14 protein-coding genes are annotated in these 17,189 nt (G+C 63.7%); 7 read left to right on the forward strand and 7 right to left on the reverse strand.

From position 1 onward, the window contains the following. Window positions 1-47 precede the first annotated feature (47 nt). Genes AX724_RS14985 through AX724_RS14995 form a run of 3 tightly spaced genes read right to left on the reverse strand, consistent with a single transcriptional unit; the run spans window position 48 to window position 4,573 of the window. Entirely contained in the window at window positions 48-947 is a 900-nt protein-coding gene (locus AX724_RS14985) for an ROK family protein (RefSeq protein WP_066767838.1), read from the reverse strand. Then, entirely contained in the window at window positions 944-2,056 is a 1,113-nt protein-coding gene (locus tag AX724_RS14990) for a glycoside hydrolase family 68 protein (protein ID WP_231736696.1), read from the reverse strand. Before AX724_RS14990 ends, AX724_RS14985 begins: the two co-directional genes overlap by 4 nt. 45 nt (window positions 2,057-2,101) lie before the next feature. Beyond that, window positions 2,102-4,573 carry a TonB-dependent receptor domain-containing protein gene (locus AX724_RS14995; protein ID WP_066767839.1) on the reverse strand — a complete coding sequence of 824 codons (2,472 nt, stop codon included), beginning with the start codon at window positions 4,571-4,573 and terminating at the stop codon, window positions 2,102-2,104. Window positions 4,574-4,792: 219 nt separating this feature from the next. Between AX724_RS14995 and AX724_RS15000 the strand changes: the two genes are divergently transcribed. Further along, window positions 4,793-6,070, forward strand: a complete 1,278-nt coding sequence (locus tag AX724_RS15000) for an MFS transporter (RefSeq protein WP_066767840.1) — start codon at window positions 4,793-4,795, stop codon at window positions 6,068-6,070. 1 nt (window position 6,071) lies between these two features. Here AX724_RS15000 and AX724_RS15005 read toward each other — a convergent pair whose 3' ends face one another. Continuing rightward, window positions 6,072-7,067 (reverse strand): LacI family DNA-binding transcriptional regulator, encoded by a 996-nt coding sequence (locus AX724_RS15005; RefSeq protein WP_066767842.1) that lies wholly within the window; start codon window positions 7,065-7,067, stop codon window positions 6,072-6,074. A gap of 114 nt (window positions 7,068-7,181) precedes the next feature. Next, a complete protein-coding gene (locus AX724_RS15010) occupies window positions 7,182-8,192 on the reverse strand; it encodes a zinc-binding alcohol dehydrogenase family protein (protein ID WP_066767844.1) in 1,011 nt (336 codons plus the stop codon). 79 nt (window positions 8,193-8,271) lie between these two features. Between AX724_RS15010 and AX724_RS15015 the strand changes: the two genes are divergently transcribed. The 3 genes from AX724_RS15015 to AX724_RS15025 are packed head-to-tail and all read left to right on the forward strand — an operon-like array spanning window position 8,272 to window position 11,716. Beyond that, window positions 8,272-9,108: an amidohydrolase family protein gene (locus AX724_RS15015; protein WP_066767846.1), complete on the forward strand. Its 837-nt coding sequence runs from the start codon at window positions 8,272-8,274 to the stop codon at window positions 9,106-9,108. Next, entirely contained in the window at window positions 9,105-10,220 is a 1,116-nt protein-coding gene (locus AX724_RS15020; RefSeq protein WP_066767848.1) for a D-mannonate oxidoreductase, read from the forward strand. The genes AX724_RS15015 and AX724_RS15020 overlap by 4 nt, the downstream gene beginning before the upstream one ends. Beyond that, the gene (locus tag AX724_RS15025) at window positions 10,220-11,716 is read left to right on the forward strand and encodes a UxaA family hydrolase (protein ID WP_066767850.1); all 1,497 of its coding nucleotides are present in this window, start codon (window positions 10,220-10,222) and stop codon (window positions 11,714-11,716) included. Before AX724_RS15020 ends, AX724_RS15025 begins: the two co-directional genes overlap by 1 nt. 179 nt (window positions 11,717-11,895) lie before the next feature. Here AX724_RS15025 and AX724_RS15030 read toward each other — a convergent pair whose 3' ends face one another. Next, window positions 11,896-14,001, reverse strand: coding sequence for a RelA/SpoT family protein (locus AX724_RS15030; RefSeq protein ID WP_066767852.1), 2,106 nt, complete (start codon window positions 13,999-14,001; stop codon window positions 11,896-11,898). Between the two features lie 113 nt (window positions 14,002-14,114). Here AX724_RS15030 and AX724_RS15035 point away from each other — a divergent pair, with 113 nt between their 5' ends. From AX724_RS15035 to AX724_RS15045, 3 genes are all read left to right on the forward strand, one after another. After that, entirely contained in the window at window positions 14,115-14,603 is a 489-nt protein-coding gene (locus AX724_RS15035; protein ID WP_066767854.1) for a winged helix-turn-helix transcriptional regulator, read from the forward strand. Between the two features lie 151 nt (window positions 14,604-14,754). Beyond that, complete coding sequence (locus tag AX724_RS15040) at window positions 14,755-15,861, forward strand: sensor histidine kinase (RefSeq protein WP_066767856.1); 1,107 nt, start codon at window positions 14,755-14,757, stop codon at window positions 15,859-15,861. Next, window positions 15,858-16,658 (forward strand): LytR/AlgR family response regulator transcription factor, encoded by an 801-nt coding sequence (locus AX724_RS15045; RefSeq protein WP_066767858.1) that lies wholly within the window; start codon window positions 15,858-15,860, stop codon window positions 16,656-16,658. Before AX724_RS15040 ends, AX724_RS15045 begins: the two co-directional genes overlap by 4 nt. Before the next feature lie 69 nt (window positions 16,659-16,727). On the opposite strand, the gene AX724_RS15050 is transcribed toward AX724_RS15045, so the two are convergent. Next, on the reverse strand, window positions 16,728-17,144 hold the full coding sequence (locus tag AX724_RS15050) for a GtrA family protein (RefSeq protein WP_066767860.1): 417 nt from the start codon (window positions 17,142-17,144) through the stop codon (window positions 16,728-16,730). Window positions 17,145-17,189 lie beyond the last annotated feature (45 nt).

Genomic DNA, 17,189 nt, shown 5'->3' on the forward strand with positions numbered 1-17,189 from the left:
CTCAAAGGGGGCACGCCGAAACCGCTCCGTCAGCCGCCAAATTCGCTTTACCGTTGCAACGCCTGCAATGCGAGCGCCGACCCGCCAAGGGGGCCGGCATTCGCGCCGAGACCCGCGAAGCGGATGCGCTTCTGCAAATCGGACGGCCCGCATTTGTGGAGATAGCCGTTGAGGCGATGCGCTACTGCTGCGTGAACGGCTGGCAGCAACATCGGCCGGCCCAGCGCCACGCCCCCGCCCAGCAGGATGCGCTCGGCAGATGTAATCAGAAGAAGCGTGGTCAGAAATTCGGCGAGGTCGTGCGCGACGTGCGTCCATACGGGATCAGCGGCGGGAAGTTGGTCAGCAGGCCCGCCCACTCTGCTGATAAGGGCAGGACCGCTTATCAGCCCCTCAAGACAATCGCCGTGAAACGGGCAGATGCCCTGAAACGTGTCGCCCGGTGACCGGCGAAGCCGCACATGGCCCGCTTCGGGATGCAATGCCCCATGATGGACCTGCCCATTGACGACGAGCCCCAATCCCACGCCCGTTCCGATGGTCAAATAGGCATGGGTGCGGCAGCCCGCCGCAGCGCCCCACAGGCCTTCGGCCAAGGCTGCGCCGCCGACATCGGTGTCGAAGCCGATCGGCAGATCGAAGCGGTCCCTGAGGCGCCGCAGCACGTTGAAGTTGGACCAGCCGGGCTTTGGCGTCGTCAATATATATCCAAAATCCTCACGGTCGGGCGCGAGCCCGACGGGTCCGAAACTCGCGACGCCGATGGCCGTGAACGGCGTTTGGGCTATCCATCGTTCAAGCGTTTCGACCATGAAGCCCAGCACCGCCTCGGGACGGTCTCCCGTGGCGATCCGCTCCTGCTGGAGAATGTGTGTGCCCTGCGTCAGCGAAGCGATGGACTTTGTGCCGCCCAGTTCGAGCGACGCGACAACGGGATCGCCGTTCATGCGATGATCCTGCTGCTGTCGTCATCAAGCGCCAGTTGCAAGACCGGAGCAGGCGTTCCGGCAAAGGCCGACCGGGCCTCCGCCTGGTCGCGGGGAGGGGTGGCCACGCCGACCAGGTCAGCGAAGCTCCAAACGCTCAGATCGTCGAGCACGAGCCAGCTATAGGCCTGGAAAGGGGCTTCGGCGGGATTGCCGACGACCAGACCGGTGCCGTTCAGCGGTCGCCACGGGCCCAGCAGATCGTCGCTTACCGCGCCGTAGAGCCCGTTCGGTCCCTTGGGACCATCGGATGCGAAGACCTTCGCCTGCGTCGACCAGAAAAGGTAGAAGCGCTCGCCATGCCGGACCACATGCGGTCGCTCAAGCTCGTTGTTCAGTCCGTCGGCATCGACCAGCGGGGGGAGGAACGTGCAGACCCCTCCCTCCCGCCGGGCGACCCCGATCAGCCCGTTCCAGTCGGACGTTGAGCCTGGCTTGGACGCGCTGAACAGGATGAATTCCTCACCGGTCGTCGGATGGATGACAGGGAAGGGATCTCGGAATGCCTTGATGGTGCCGACGGCACCGCCTCCCGTCATATCCGACTGGTACAGGCGGTCGTCGGGAAGGAACATGTCCCTGGGGGCTGTCCAGCCATGCACTGTCGCCCCAGCGTCGGACAATTCAAGCGTAGCGCAGGTGAGGAGCATCCGCTGGACGAAGGTCGGCTCCGCCTCTCCCCGAACCCCGGCCGAAGTATAGTAGAGCCAGAGAGTCTTGCCGTCCTCGTCCAGCACGGCCGTCCCCGCCCATTCCCTGCTTCCCGGATTAAGATCATCGGGCAGAAGATTGCCGAAGTCCAGCCAGCCTTCCGGCCTTTTCTGCATCAGCCGAAGGCGGGCCACGGCATGGCGCGCCTCCGGGTCCGGCATGACGGGCGCCGTCAGTGCGATGACCAGGGGGCCGCCGGGGAAATCGACCGTCCGCCCCTGCCTGTCGATGATCGGCCAATGGTCCCAAAGGTCGGTTCCGGGCAGGACCGGAACCAACTTGTCGATCATGGGTGCCCGATGGCCATCGCCGATGGCGGCGACATGGGCCGCAGTCCAGTGGAAGGTATCTATATCCACTTCAGTCGAAACTCCGCTTCCCGATGTCACCGCCAGCGTCATGGCTCAGAAGTTCACCCTTATGGCGGCGGAGATCGTCCGGCCGTTGATCGACCGGGCGCGAACGATCCCATTCGCCGGGATCGCTCCCTCTTCCGCTTCGGTGAAACCCTTGACGTTGAACAGATTGTTCGCGTTCAGGGACAGCTGCACCCGGTCGACGGGACGATATTGCAGGAAGCCGTTGACCGTGGTGTAGCCGGGCAGCTTCAGTTGATCGCTATCCTGCGCATAGCTCGATGTCGTGCCGATGATATTGGCACCGAAGGTCACCGGACCGACGTCGATCTGCGGGGTCGCCTGGAACACGAACTCGGCCTGCCGACGGGGAACGTTGCCGACCACCGCAGGGGTCAGGGCGTCGCTGACGATCTTGGACTTGGTCCAGGTGCCGCCAGCGGTCAGGCTGAAGATGCCGGCGCGGTAATTGCCTTCCAGTTCCAGGCCATATGCGCGGTACTTGCGATCGACGAACCGCTGCGTGGTAGCCTCGAAATTCTGCTCTTCCGTGCGCGCCCAGAAGCCCGTCGCGTAAAGAGAAAGGCCGCCGGTGCGATATTTCACCCCGCCTTCAGCCTGCTTGACCATGTCGACAGCCGCATTGGCATCGACCAGATGGCCATCGACCGTGCTGACGGCCGGGCCGAACAGGAGCCTGTCGGCATTGGCGCGCCCGCCCTGGCTGTATCGTGCGAACAGCGCCAGATCCTGGGCGAGACGGTAGTTCACGCCAAGAGAATAGGACCAGTAGTTGAAGTCATAGTTCACCGGCGCGGGGCTGGTGAGCGGGATGACCGATACCCGCGTTTCGGCGTCCGATATCACGCCGTCCCCGTTGATGTCGCGGGATATGGTGCCGACCCGGCCCCCGCCCAGATCGGCGCCCGCGATGGAGCCGCTGGCGTCGCCGAAATCGTAGCGGATGCTGCCGTCGAGGGTCAGCTTGTCGGACGTCCAGCTAAGCGAGGCGAACGGAGCGTTCGTATTGTAATCGACATTGTAGCTGCGCCGGCAGCAGCCGCCGAAATAGCTGGCACCGTAGCCATATATGCCATCCTGCGTCACCAGCTGGCCGGTTGCGGAACGCACATTCACCAGCGCCGCGTTGCCGCCGCCTACCACGTCCGACAGCAAAGACGTCCAAAGCCATTCGGTGTCGATCGTCTGACGCGATTTGTAGAAGCCCAAAGTGAGCCCCAGCTTCCCGCTGCCCACGTCGAAATCGCGGGTGAGGCGGATGTCGTTGGTGATGTTGTTCAGGCTGTTGAGCTTGGTGTCGAACACGACGATCTGGGCGAGAAGGCCGTTGCCATTGAGCGTTGACGGATTGGCGATCGCCTGACCCGCATTGGGTCCGTTGGCATAGCTGAGCGTCGCTCCGGCGCCACCCATGGCTGCGGCGATGGTCGTCGCGGAATCGACATTGGCGGGGAAGTTCGAGATGAAGCGCCCCGACACGTCCGAATAGCGAAAACGCTCGGTCAGCTGCCAGCCGTCGGCGATCTCGAACTGGCTTTCCAGGCCGAAGGATTTGACGATCGGGCGCTGCCCGTCGCGGATATCGTCCAGGACGGGGTTATTGTTGCCGTCGAGCGTCACATTGCGCGTGATATAGCGTGAATGCAGGGTGTCCTGGTTGATTCTGAAGCCTGGGATGTTGCTATATTTGGGATCGGCGTTGCTACCCGATACGCGGACCGGGTTGGGCAGGTAGCCGATGGCCCGGTCGTTCAGATATTTGCCGTAGAAACGGATATAGCCGCCGGCAAAGTCCTTGGTGATGTTGACCTTGATCTGTCCGCCCTTGTTCCCGTCATAGCCGGCCTCGCGCGGGCCGGTGCCTTGCCGGTAGAAGCCGCCGATATGAAAGCGCAGGTCATCCGCCAGCTTGCCGCCATAATCCACGTCCAGCCGATAATCGCTATAGTCGAGGCCGGCCGATGCCTGGATCGCGCCGCCCTCGGTTTCGCCGGTCTTGGAGATGAGGTTGATGACGCCGCCGGGCGAATTGGATGCGAAGGTGGATGCCGAACCGCCGCGTATGGCTTCGACACGCTGGACGTTGAAGTCGGCGCGCAGGAAGATGTCGGCGTTGCCGAAGGTGATGTCGCCATATTCCAGAACGGGCAGGCCGTCTTCCTGCAACTGCAGGAATTTGGCGCCGCCGGACGCGACAGGAAGGCCGCGGACCGCGATATTGGCATTGCCTTCGCCGCCTGAAGATTCGGAACGGATGCCGGGGATGTTGCGGAATATTTCCGCAACCGATCGCGGCGCGGACTGCTGAATGGCCTCGGCGCTCAGCGAACTGACGGACACCGAGCTGTCCAGCTTGTTCTGGCCCCGCGCGACGGCAGTCACGATGATTTCAGACGTATCTGTCGCAGGCGCCTCGGCGTCGGCCGCGTTGGTTTGCGCCAAGGCAGACGCAGGCATGGCCATCGCGGTTGTCGCCAACAAAAACGTAAATACCTTCATGTCATCACTCCCCAAGAGGTCGGTTGCGCCGACTCGATGCCCCTATGGCATAGAAGGTGCGCAAACGTTTGCCAAGAAAGATTTGGCAAACGTTTGCGCAATCAGGTATGACGCGCTTCAAGCGACCGGAGATCGCAGCGATTCCGGCTATTGTTGGGAGAGGTAGGGCCTGTGTTGTTTCGTCCCAAACCACGTCTGAGCGCCATTAGGATCGCCGAAATGAATCTGGGCTTTTTCGGCCTGCAATTCTCCTTCGGCCTCCAGCAGGCGAATATGAGCCCTATCTACAGCTTCCTGGGCGCTGACGAGGCGTCCATGCCGTTGCTCTGGCTGGCCGGACCCGTCACTGGCCTGCTCGTGCAGCCTTTGGTTGGCGTCCTCAGCGACCGTACGCACAGCCGCTTGGGCAGGCGTACGCCCTATTTCCTGATCGGCGCGGCTCTTTGCAGCATCTGCCTTTTCGCCATGCCCTACAGCCCGGCCCTGTGGGTCGCTGCATCGCTCCTCTGGATTCTCGATGCAGCCAACAATGTCGCCATGGAGCCTTATCGGGCCTATGTGAGCGACCGTCTCGATCCGGCGCAGCAGGGCGCGGGTTTCCTGATGCAATCCGCCTTTACGGGCCTCGCGCAAACCCTGGCCTATCTCTCTCCGACGCTGCTCGTCCAGGCGGGCGTGAGCGCGGACCTGATCGACGCCAACGGCATCCCCGAAATCACCCGTATCGCGTTTCTCATCGGGGCCGTCCTGTCGATCACCACGATTCTCTATTCGGTCCTGCGCGTCCCCGAACTGCCCCTCGACGCTGAAGAACGCGAACGCATCGCCGGCGTAGCGCTCACGGCCGGTTCCGCATTGCGCGACTTTGTGGCGGCACTCCGCGACATGCCGCGTCCCATGCGGCAACTGGCGGTCGCAATGCTGTTTCAGTGGTTCGCCATGTTCGCCTATTGGCAATATATCGCCTTTGCGCTTGCCCGGTCCCTGTTCGCCACGGCGGACGCGGGCAGCGCTGCCTTCCGGCAGGCCGTCCTGGTGACGGGGCAGGCGGGCGCGCTCTATAATTTCGTCGCCTTCATCGCCGCCTTCGCGATGATGCCGATTGTCCGGCGCGCGGGGGCCAGGTCCGTGCATGCCGGGGCGATGCTTCTTTCGGGGCTTGCCATGTTGTCGCTCTGCCTGGTCAGCAGCAGGATCGGCCTTATTCCCGCGATGATCGGCATCGGGATCGGCTGGGCCAGTCTGATGGGCAACCCGTATGTCATGCTGGCAAGCGCCATTCCGCCTGCCAGAACCGGCGTCTATATGGGCATCTTCAACATGTTCATCGTCGTGCCCATGATGATCGAAACGCTCGTGATGCCGATCATCTACCGGCCCTTGCTGGGCGGGGATCCGCGCAATGTTCTCCTGCTGTCGGGCGCCATGATGCTGATTGCGGCTGCGGCGACCTTGCGCGTGAAGGAAGGCAGGACCGGGACGGTCAGCGCAAGTTGATCTACGCCGAACCGCGCAGGATCAGTTCCGGCTTCATCGCGACGGAGGCAACCGTTTCTCCCGCCATGCGTCGCATGAGAAGGTCGACCAGCAATCTCGCGCCATTGCGCATGTCCTGACGGACGGTGGTGAGCGGCGGAACCGTGTGTGCGGAAATGCTGATGTCGTCATAGCCGACGATCGAGACGTCCTGCGGCACGCGCAAGCCCTGATCGGCGACCGCCCGCATGGCGCTCATGGCGATCACGTCGGACGCGGCGAATATGCCGTCCGGCGACGTGTGAGTTTCGAGGTAACGCGCCATGTCCTGATAGGCATCCTGGTCGGTCAGATGCAGCGGCAACAGGATTTCTTCGACTTCGGCGGCTTGATTGATGGCGCGGTGAAATCCGGCATAGCGATCCGCGAATTCGGGAACCGCCGGGTCGCCAAGAAAGGCCAGCCTGCGCCGGCCGATGGCGATAAGGTGCCTTGCCGCCATTTCTCCCCCCGTCAGATTGTCGGTGCCGACGGTGACCTGAACCAGATCCGGGCGATTCGCGCCCCAGACGACCAGAGGCGCAAACTGCTTCGCCACGCCTTCTATGACATCGGTCTGGTCCGATTGCCCGATCAGGATGATGCCATCGACGCGGCCGGACAGGGCCATGTTCGCCAGCCAGCTTTCGTCGCCAGGCACGACCCGGGACAGAAGCAGGTCATAACCTTGTTCAGCCAGCGCGTCGGCTAGGGGGCCAAGCAAGCCCATGAAGAAGGGATCGGAGAGGCTTTGCTGCACTTCGTGACCCAGCGGAAAAACCACGCCCACAGCGCCGGTGCGGCGCTTTCGGAAGAAACTGGCGGTCTGGTTCAGCCTGAAACCATGTTCTTCCGCAAGGGCCCTGATGCGGGCCTTCGTCTTTGCCGAGACCCGGGGATTGTCGTCCAGCGCCCGTGACACGGTTGAAACGTGGACGCCCGCGATCTTGGCCAGTTCCACAAGGCCGATGGTCTTCATTGAAATGGCAAATCCTCCGGCGCGCACGAAGCGGCCGGTCCAGGGCGGCCTTCCTGAACGCTATAGCATGTTTTGGCGAAGGAGCCTATCGACGCCGCCTCTGCTCATGTCGACCTAAAAGCGTGCGATCGCCTTCAACACATGGTCCGCTTGCGCGATCAGCTCTGGAATGCGGGTCGGCATTTCCTCGGCCGACAGACTGTGGGTATGGAGGGCGTCGGTCGGGATGCTGCCGTCCAGCATAGCCTGCTTGACCCGATCGAAATCGGAAGAGAGCGCATTGCGGCTGGCGATCAGGGTCGTCTCGCGCTTGTGGAATTCGGGATCTGGGAAAACAAGATCGCCGGGCGCGACGCCGACCAGCACCAGCGCGCCGCCATGCGCGACATGGTTAAGGCTCTGGGCCATCGCCTGCAGCGAACCCGTGGCATCGAACACCATGTCGAACATCTCTCCGTCGGTGCGGGCGGCGAGGTCGCTCGCAAGGTCCGGCCCGGCTTCGACGATGTCGGTGAAACCCAGCCGGTCCCGGGCATAGGCCAGGCGCGAAGGTCGGGTGTCGACCAGCGTGACGGACGCACCGTTCAGCCGGGCGAACAGGCCCGCCGCGACGCCGATCGGACCCGCGCCCACAACCAGCGTCCGGTCGTCCCCGCCAACCCGTGACCGCGCCACCGCATGGGCCCCGATCGCCAGGAATTCGAGCATCGCCGCCTGGTCGATGCTGAGGCCCGTGGCGTCGATCACCGCGCGTTCGGGTACAGCAATCAATTCGGTCATGCCGCCGTCCGCATGGACGCCCAGCACGCTGATGTTCATACAGGCGTTAGGCTTGCCCCGACGGCACGCGACGCAATGGCCGCAGGAAAGATAGGGGTTGATCGCCACCGTCTGGCCGGGACGGAAGGCGGAGCCCTGACCGGCCTCCACGACTTCGCCTCCCAGTTCATGCCCCATCACGCGCGGATAGGCGAGGAAGGGGTGGCGGCCTGCGAAGATATGATAGTCGGTGCCGCACAATCCCACGCGACGGATGCGGACGAGTATCTGGCCGGCCTGCACCGCAGGTTCGGGCCGCTCTTCCATTTCGATGCTGAAGGGTTCGCGACAGACGATCGCTTTCATGACCTGCTCCTTGCCTCGGCGATGTCTCTCCCGGTGGGCCTAGACGATCATTCTCATATATGCAAGTTAGGGATCGCATATGCGAATAGACGCTCATCATCATCTCTGGCGCTACGATCCCGCCGCATTCGGCTGGATCGATCCCGCGTCCGCCATCGCCCGCGATTTCTCGACGGCCGATCTCGCCTTCTGTCTGGACGAAGCTGGCGTCGAAGCTGTCATTGCCGTGCAGGCACGGCAATGCGCGGAGGAAACCGATTTCCTGCTCGACGCCGCCAGACGGTTCGCGCGGACCGTCGGGGTGGTGGGCTGGATCGACCTGCGCGCGTCGGACATTGACACACTGCTCGCTGCGCGGACGAACCCGCTGATCGTCGGCTACCGGCATGTGGTGCAGGACGAGGCGGATCCGGATTTCCTGCTTGCCGACGCGTTCGTCCATGGCGTCAGCGCCGTGGTCCGCCATGGCCTGTGCTACGATCTGCTCGTCAATCACGCGCAGCTTGCGACCGTGCCTGCTTTCCTCGACAGGGTTGGTCCGGGTCGGTTCGTGCTGGATCACGCGGCAAAACCCGACATCGCCCGCGGCGGCTGGCAGCCCTGGGCTGACGATCTGGCGGCTGTCGCGCGCCGGCCGGACGTCTGGTGCAAGGTCTCGGGGCTGGTGACGGAAGCTGATCATCGGCATTGGCGACCCAAGGATGTGGAGCGCTATCTGGATCATGTCTTCGCCGCGTTCGGGCCGGATCGGCTGATCTGGGGATCGGACTGGCCGGTCTGTCTGCTCGCGACTCCCTACCGTGCCGTGCACGATCTGATCGCTGATTATGTCGCGCGTCACTGCCCCGATGCCGAAGCCGCCATTTTCGGCGGCAATGCTGCGCGCGCTTACGCGCTGCAAGCGGGGCAGCCATGATCCTGCAATTTGGAACCAGCCGTTTCCTTCAGGCGCATGTCGACCTCTTCGCGTGGGAGGCGGCGCAGGCCGGGCAGGATGTGCCGGACATCGCGATCGTTCAGGTTAGCGGCGATGCCAGCCGGGCAGGCCGGCTTCAGGCGTTCAACGATTCGGCCGGCTTCCCGGTGATCGTGCGCGGACTGGAGCAGGGCGTGCCCGTGGAGCGGCGGGTCCAGGTCTGCAGCGTGACGCGCGGCCTGTCCGCCAGCGGCGACTGGGCAGCGCTTTGCGATCTGTTCGTCGATCGGGCGACCCATATCGTGTCGAACAGCGGCGACACGGGCTATGATATCGGCGACGCGGACCGCGCGCGGAATGGCGATGGCCCGCCGCGAAGCTTCTGCGGCATCCTCCTGAACCTGCTTCATCGTCGCTGGATGGCGGGGCGTCCGGGCGTCACCCTGCTGCCCTGCGAACTGGTCGCGGCCAATGGTGCGACATTGCGCAAGGCGGTGCGGGGCCTTGCGATAGCGCAGGGTCTGGAAACGGACTTCATCGCGTGGCTGGAGGCGACATGCCTGTGGGTCAACACGCTGGTCGACCGGATCGTCAGCGCGCCGCTGGAACCGGCGGGGGCTGTCGCGGAACCCTACGCCTTATGGGCGATCGAACGGCAGCCGGCGCTCGTCATGCCCTTTGTCCACCCTTCAGTGACTGTCGTGAACGACCTCCAACGCAGCGAGCGTTTGAAGCTGCACATCCTCAACCTCGGCCATAGCTGGCTCGCGGAAGAGTGGGCGCAGGCGGGGGGCGACCGCGCCGTTACCGTGCTTTCGATGATGCAGGACGAAGCATCGGCCGACCGGCTCGCGCGCCTGTATGCCGATGAGGTGGTGCCGGGCTTCACGGCCATGGGTTGGGGGGAGCATGCGCGCGATTATGTCGCGATGACGCTCGACCGCTTTGCCAACCCCTATCTGGAACATCGGCTGTCGGACATCCACGCCCATCATCCCGCCAAGGTGGCGAAGCGGATCGGGGCATTTGTCGACTGGGTGGACGGCAGCGACTGCCATTTGCCGATGCCGCACTTGCGCGCGCTGGCGGGGCGCTATGGAGATATAGAATAATGGTAAGGGCGTTACGGATTACGGACGCGGACGATGTGGCGATCCTCATCGACGATGCAGCGCCCGGCGACGATGTGCTGGGCATTGCGGCGCGCGATGCCATCCCGAGCGGGCACAAGTTGACGCTGAGGCCGATCGCGGCGGGCGAGATCGTGCGCAAATATGGGCAGGTCATCGGCGTCGCCACGCGCGACATCGCGCCGGGCGAGCATGTCCATTCGCACAATCTGGAGGTAGGCGACCATCAGACGGGTGAAGGCGTGCCGGCGCCGGCCGCGCGACCGGCCGCCGCTGACCTGTCGGCCGCCACTTTCGATGGCTATCTGCGCGCCGGCGGCGCGGTCGGCACGCGCAACGCGATTGGCATCATCGCCAGCGTCAACTGCTCGGCGACGGTCGTGCGCCGCATCGCCCGCCAGTTCGAGGGGCGTCTGCCCGCTGGCATCGATGCGGTCGCTCCGTTCACGCACGGCAGCGGGTGCGGCATGCCCAAATCGGGCGACGGCTTCGAAACGCTGGAACGGACGCTGGCGGGCTATGCGCGGAATCCCAATTTCGGCGGCGTGCTGCTGATCGGACTGGGGTGCGAAGTGGCGCAGATCGACGAGATGATGGCACGGCACGGGCTGACCGCCGGGCCGCGCCTGCGCACGCTGACGATTCAGGATGCGGGCGGCACGGCGCAGGCGATCGAGCGGGGCAGCGCTATCGTGACCGAACTGATTGAGGAAGCGGCCGCAGATCGGCGCACGACGCGACCGGCGTCGGACCTCGTGCTGGGGCTGCAGTGCGGCGGTTCGGATGGCTGGTCCGGGGTCACCGCCAATCCAGCGCTGGGTGCGGCGACCGACCTGCTGGTCGCGGCGGGCGGCACCGCGTTCCTGTCGGAAACGCCGGAAATCTACGGTGCGGAACACCTCTTGATCGCCAGGGCAACAAACCCCGCCGTGGCGCGCGCTTTGCAGGCGCGGATCGCCTGGTGGGAGGAATATGCCGCGCGCAACAGCGCCAACCTCGACAACAACCCGTCGCCCGGCAACAAGGCCGGCGGACTCACGACAATCTTCGAAAAGTCGCTGGGCGCGATCGCCAAGGCCGGGTCCGCGCCGCTGGCGGACGTCCTGCTCTATGGTGAGCAAAGACGGGTCAACGGCCTCAACTTCATGGATTCGCCGGGCTACGATCCCTGCTCCGCGACCGGGCAGATCGCGTCCGGCGCCAATCTGCTGGCCTTCACCACCGGGCGCGGGTCGGCGTTCGGCGCGCAGCCGACGCCGTGCCTCAAACTGGCGTCCAACGCGGCGCTCGCGCGGTCGATGGCGGACGACATCGACATCGACTGTTCGCCCGTGCTCGGCGGCCTTTCCGTAGCGGACGCGGGGCGCATGATCTTCGACCGGCTGCTGGCGACCGCATCGGGCGCGCCGACGAAGTCTGAGGCGCTGGGCATGGGCGATTTCGAATTCGTTCCCTGGCAACTTGGCGCCTGGATGTAGAAGAACGAACAGTTGGAGAAGGATGTGTGAAGACGTCCTGCCCATCCTTGCCGCCGTCGGCGCGTGGGCGCAAAGGCACCATGGCAAGGGCAGCGTCAGCCGGATCGCGGACGCCGAAACGGGCACATGGATCGACGCGGGGTGCTCTGCCGCGAAACGCCGCGTAACGGCGGCCCGGATCAGACCCGATCCGCCTGCACCACGATGTCGAGGGCGCGCAAGGCCGACAGGATGCGGTTCAGATGCTGCGCATCCGCGACCTCCAGGTCGATGATGTCGGTGTGAAACGGACCTTCGCGGTTCACCAGTTGCAGGTTCAGGATGTTCGCCTTGGTCGCGCCGAAGACGTTGGCGACCGCAGCCAGGGCGCCGGGCTGGTTCTTGACGATGACGGAAAGGCGCGCGGTGCCGCCCTTGGACTTGCTGTCCCAGGCAAGGTCGACCCAGTCGTCGTTCTGATCCACCTCCAGCGACCGGCAATCGATCGTATGCACTTCGATGGGTTCGCCGGTGCGGCGTACGCCCACGATCCGGTCGCCCGGCACGGGGTGGCAGCAATCGCTGAGGCTGTAGGCGATGCCGGGGGTGAGGCCGCGGATCGAGACCGGCTCATGCTGGCGCGGGTGCGCTTCCTCCATCCCTTCCGCCGTGGTGGAGCCGGGGATCAGCGCCTCCATCACTTCGCTGTCGAGCACGCGATGCGTGGCGATGGCGACCATCAGCGCGGCGCGGTCTTCCAGCTTCAATCGCTTGAGCGCCGCGGACAGCGCCTTGTCGCCCAGTTCCTTGGCAAGGTCGGGGGAAAAGCGGCCGACGATCTCCTCATAGAGTTTCTCGCCGAGCTTTATCTCCTCGCCCCGCTGCTTCTGCCGGATGTAGCGGCGGATGGCGGCGCGCGCCTTGCCGGTAATGGCAAAGGTCAGCCAGCCGGGCTGCGGCTCCTGTCCTTCGGACTTCAGGATTTCGACCTGATCGCCATTTTCCAGGGACGTGCGCAACGGCACGACGCGGCCGTTGACCTTCGCGCCCACGGTCTGGTTGCCCAGCGACGTGTGCACGGCATAGGCGAAGTCGACCGGCGTCGATCCCTTGGGCAACTGATGCAACTCGCCCTTGGGGGAGAAAGCGAAGATGCGGTCCTGATACATCGCCATGCGGGTATGTTCGAGCAACTCGTCCGCATCCTGGCTCTGCTCCAGGATTTCGACCAGGTCGCGCAGCCAGGCGGCATGGTGATCGGCCGCGTCGCCCTTCTGCTTGTAGGCCCAATGGGCGGCAAGGCCCATTTCCGCGTCATTGTGCATGGCGCGGCTGCGGATCTGCACTTCGATCCGCGCATTGTCCTGATGGATGACGGTGGTGTGCAGCGACTGATAGCCGTTGCGCTTGGGCGTGGAGATATAATCCTTGAACCGGCCGGGCACCATCTTGAAGGTCTGGTGGATGATGCCGAGCGCGCGGTAGCAATCCTCGACCGTCTCGGTGATGACGCGGAACGCCATGACATCGGTCAGCTGTTCGAAGCTGATGTGCCGTTCCTGCATCTTCTTCCAGATGGAATAGGGGTGCTTCTCGCGGCCTGATACGCTGACCGACACGCCCTTGCCCGCCAGCAGCAGCTGCAGTTCCGCGCCGATCCGGTCGACCTTGTCGTGGCCGCCTTCCTTCAACTGCTCCAGCCGGCGGGTTATGCTGTCATAGGCTTCCGGCTCGATCTCCCGGAAAGCGAGCAACTGCATCTCGCGCATGAAGTCATACATGCCGATCCGCTCGGCAAGCGGGGCGTAGATGTCCATCGTCTCCCGCGCGATGCGGCGCCGCTTGTCGGGATTCTTGATGAAGTGCAGCGTGCGCATATTGTGCAGCCGGTCGGCAAGCTTCACCAGCAGCACGCGGATGTCATCCGACATGGCGAGCAGGAACTTGCGGAGATTTTCCGCCGCCCGCTCATTCTCGCTCATCGCCTCGATCTTGCTGAGCTTGGTCACGCCGTCCACCATGCGGGCGACGTCGGACCCGAAGGCGCTCTCTATCTCCTCATAAGTGACCAGCGTGTCTTCGATCGTGTCGTGGAGCAGCGCGGTGACGATCGTCTGGTCGTCCAGGTTGAAATCGGTCAGGATGCCCGCCACCTCGATCGGGTGGCTGAAATAGGGGTCGCCGCTGGCGCGCTTCTGACTGCCATGTTTCTGCACGGAAAAGACATAGGCGCGGTTGATCATTGCCTCGTCCGCATCCGGATCGTAGCGCTTCACCCGTTCGACAAGTTCATATTGACGCAGCATCGTTGCCCGATTGTGAGAGAACGGCCTTGCTGCGCAACAAAAAAATCCCATCATGGGTCATTTAGCGCCGCTCTTTTTGCAACGGAGACGGCTTTGCGCTATATGAGAATGTCATGAAACATAATCTGGCCCAGGACTTGGAACAATGCGCGCTTCCCGCCGCGCTGGAAGCGATGGGGGAACGATGGTCCTTCCTCATCCTGCGCAGCGCGCTGTCGGGCATCCGCCATTTCGAGGAGTTCCAGTCGACGCTGGGCATCGCCCGTAACATCCTGGCCAACCGGCTCGCCCGGTTGGTGGAGAATGGCATCATGCTGCGCCAGCCTATGCTGTGCGACCGGCGGAAGGTCGAATATCGGCTGACGGAAAAGGGGGAGGATCTGGCCCCCGCCATGATCGCGCTGCGCCAATGGGGCCAAAAATGGAGCTGCGCGCCCGCTTCCTGCCAGGTGCTGGCCGACAAGCGCGACCGCAAGCCGATCCGGGGCGTCACGATCCAGGCGCATGACGGGCGGGCGCTCGACCTCACCGATCTCGTCTGGGTGTGCACGGACGAAGTAACGCCGATGGCGCCGGAGCGGGAACCCGCCAAGGCGGCCTGATCGCTCCTGCGGCAGTGCGTCCTTTTCAAGGGTGAAACGAGCGAGGGATAAGTATGCCCGCGCTCGCGCGACGCGCCATTAGACGTCTGATCGCTGGACGGCGTGAACGGAGTGTTTCCATCTGCCGCGCGCGGGGCTAGGCTCTGTGGCAATGTCCGTGACCCGTATCCAGCCTCAGCCTTTCTTCGCTGACAAGAACCGCGCCTTCTGGAACCTCCAGTCCTTGGGATGGGCCGGCGCCTTCCTGTTGCGCGGCTCGTCCACCGTCGCCAACGGCCAGCCTTTTTCCAGCCTGATCCCGGTGCTGATCTCGACGGTCACCGGTTATTCGGTGACGCTGCTGATCGCGGTCGCTTTTCGCTTCCTGCTCAAGCAACGGCCCATCATCACCTGGGGCGTGTCGATCCTGACGGTGGTGCTGGCGGCGGGGCTTGTGGCCTTCATCGACGCCTGGGTCTTTTCGACGCAGAACCGCGCGAGTGAGACGGCGGGACTGCAACTGTTCCTGGGTGCCTTTTACCTGTCGGTGACGCTGATCGGCGCATGGTCCGCGCTCTATTATGCCATCAACTTCTACCTGACGGTGGAGGAGCAGGCGGATCAGTTGCTGCGGCTGGAAAATCAGGCGGCGAACGCCCAACTCGCGATGCTGCGTTACCAGCTCAATCCGCATTTCCTGTTCAACACGCTCAACAGCATCTCGACGCTGGTGCTGCTGAAACAGACCGACCGGGCGAACGCGATGCTCTCGCGCCTGTCGTCCTTCCTTCGCTACACGCTCATCAACGAACCGACCGCGCAGGTGACGATCGAGCAGGAGATCGAGACATTGAAACTCTATCTGGAGATAGAGAAGATGCGGTTTGAGGACCGTCTGCGCACCAGCTTCAGCATCGATCCGGCCGTGGCGAAGGCCCGGCTGCCATCCTTGCTGCTCCAGCCACTCGTTGAAAATGCCATCAAATATGCGGTCACGCCCAAGGAGGAAGGGGCGGATATTTCGGTCAGCGCGCAGCCTGCCGGTGAAAACGTCCGGGTCATCGTATCGGACAGCGGACCGGGATTGAACGAAGGCGGAATGAAGCCGCACATCCCCATGAGCGAAGGAACTGGCGTTGGGCTGCCGAACATCCGGGACCGGTTAATTCAGGCCTTCGGGGAACGACAGAGCTTCGAGACGCGTTCCACGCCGGGCGGATTTTCGGTCATCATCGAATTTCCGCTTAACATGGATGAAACATCGAAAGTGGCCGCATGACCATCAGAACAATCCTCGTCGACGACGAAAGCCTGGCTATTCAAGGCCTTCAGCTGCGTCTCCAAGCGCATGAGGATGTCGAAATCATCGAAACCTGCACCAACGGCCGCGAAGCGATCCGCGCCATAAAGACGCACAAACCCGACCTTGTGTTCCTTGACATCCAAATGCCTGGCTTCGACGGCTTCTCGGTCGTCCAGGGCATGATGGAAGTCGAGCCGCCGCTCTTCATCTTCGTCACCGCCTATGGCGACTATGCGATCCGCGCGTTCGAGGCGCAGGCCGTCGATTATCTTATGAAGCCGGTGGAGGAAGGCCGGCTGGCCGACGCGCTCGACCGTGTGCGTCAACGCCTAAGCGAGCGGCGGCAGGTGCAGGAGGCGGAAAAGCTGCGCGAGGTGCTGGCCGAGGTCGCGCCTCAGGCGATGAGCGATTTTGCGGCGGACGACGACACGCCGGCCGCCAACCGGTTCGAAAAACTCATCAATATCAAGGATCGCGGGCAGATATTCCGCGTGGACGTGGATTCGATCGAGCGCATCGACGCCGCCGGCGACTATATGTGCATCTACACCGCCGACAATTCGCTGATCCTGCGCGAGACGATGAAGGATCTGGAAAAGCGGCTGGACCCCCGCAATTTCCAGCGCGTTCATCGCTCCACGATCGTCAATCTGAGCCAGGTCCGCCAAGTGAAGCCCCACACCAACGGCGAATGTTTCCTGGTGCTGGAAAGCGGCGCGCAGGTGAAGGTCAGCCGTTCCTATCGCGACGTGGTCGCCCGCTTCGTGCATTAGAGGGGAAGGGGCGGCCCACCCGGTCGCTTCGGGCGGACGCTCATGCGATCCGCCCCCCTTCGCGGCCTGTCAGCGGAACACCCACTGGCGGTTCAGCACGAACATCAGCGCCGGGGTCACGAAGATCATCGCCGGAATGGGCGACCATTCGGGCCAACCCATATGGCTGACGCACAGATAGACCCACAGGGCGTTCAGCCCGTAGCTGACGAGAGAGGCGACCACGAAGCGCATGCCGCGCGCGGCATGATCCGCCTGTGCGCCATGACCGCGGAAGGTGAAGAGGCTGTGGGACACATAGCCAATCGCGACCGCCGCCAGGTAGCCGACGAAATTGGCGAGTTGCGGATGCAGGCCGACCGGCGCGGCGAGCAGCCAGTAGATCGCCGCCTGGCAGGCGGTGACGAACAGTCCCGTCAATCCATAGCGCACGATTTGCCAGAACAGCGCCCGATGCTGCGGCGACAAAGGTGACAGATATTTCATGATGGTCCCCGTTGCGCTTTGGTGCGGAGCGTCTAATCGAGCGGC

The sequence above is a fragment of the Sphingobium sp. CCH11-B1 genome, from assembly GCF_001556865.1.
Lineage (GTDB): Bacteria > Pseudomonadota > Alphaproteobacteria > Sphingomonadales > Sphingomonadaceae > Sphingobium.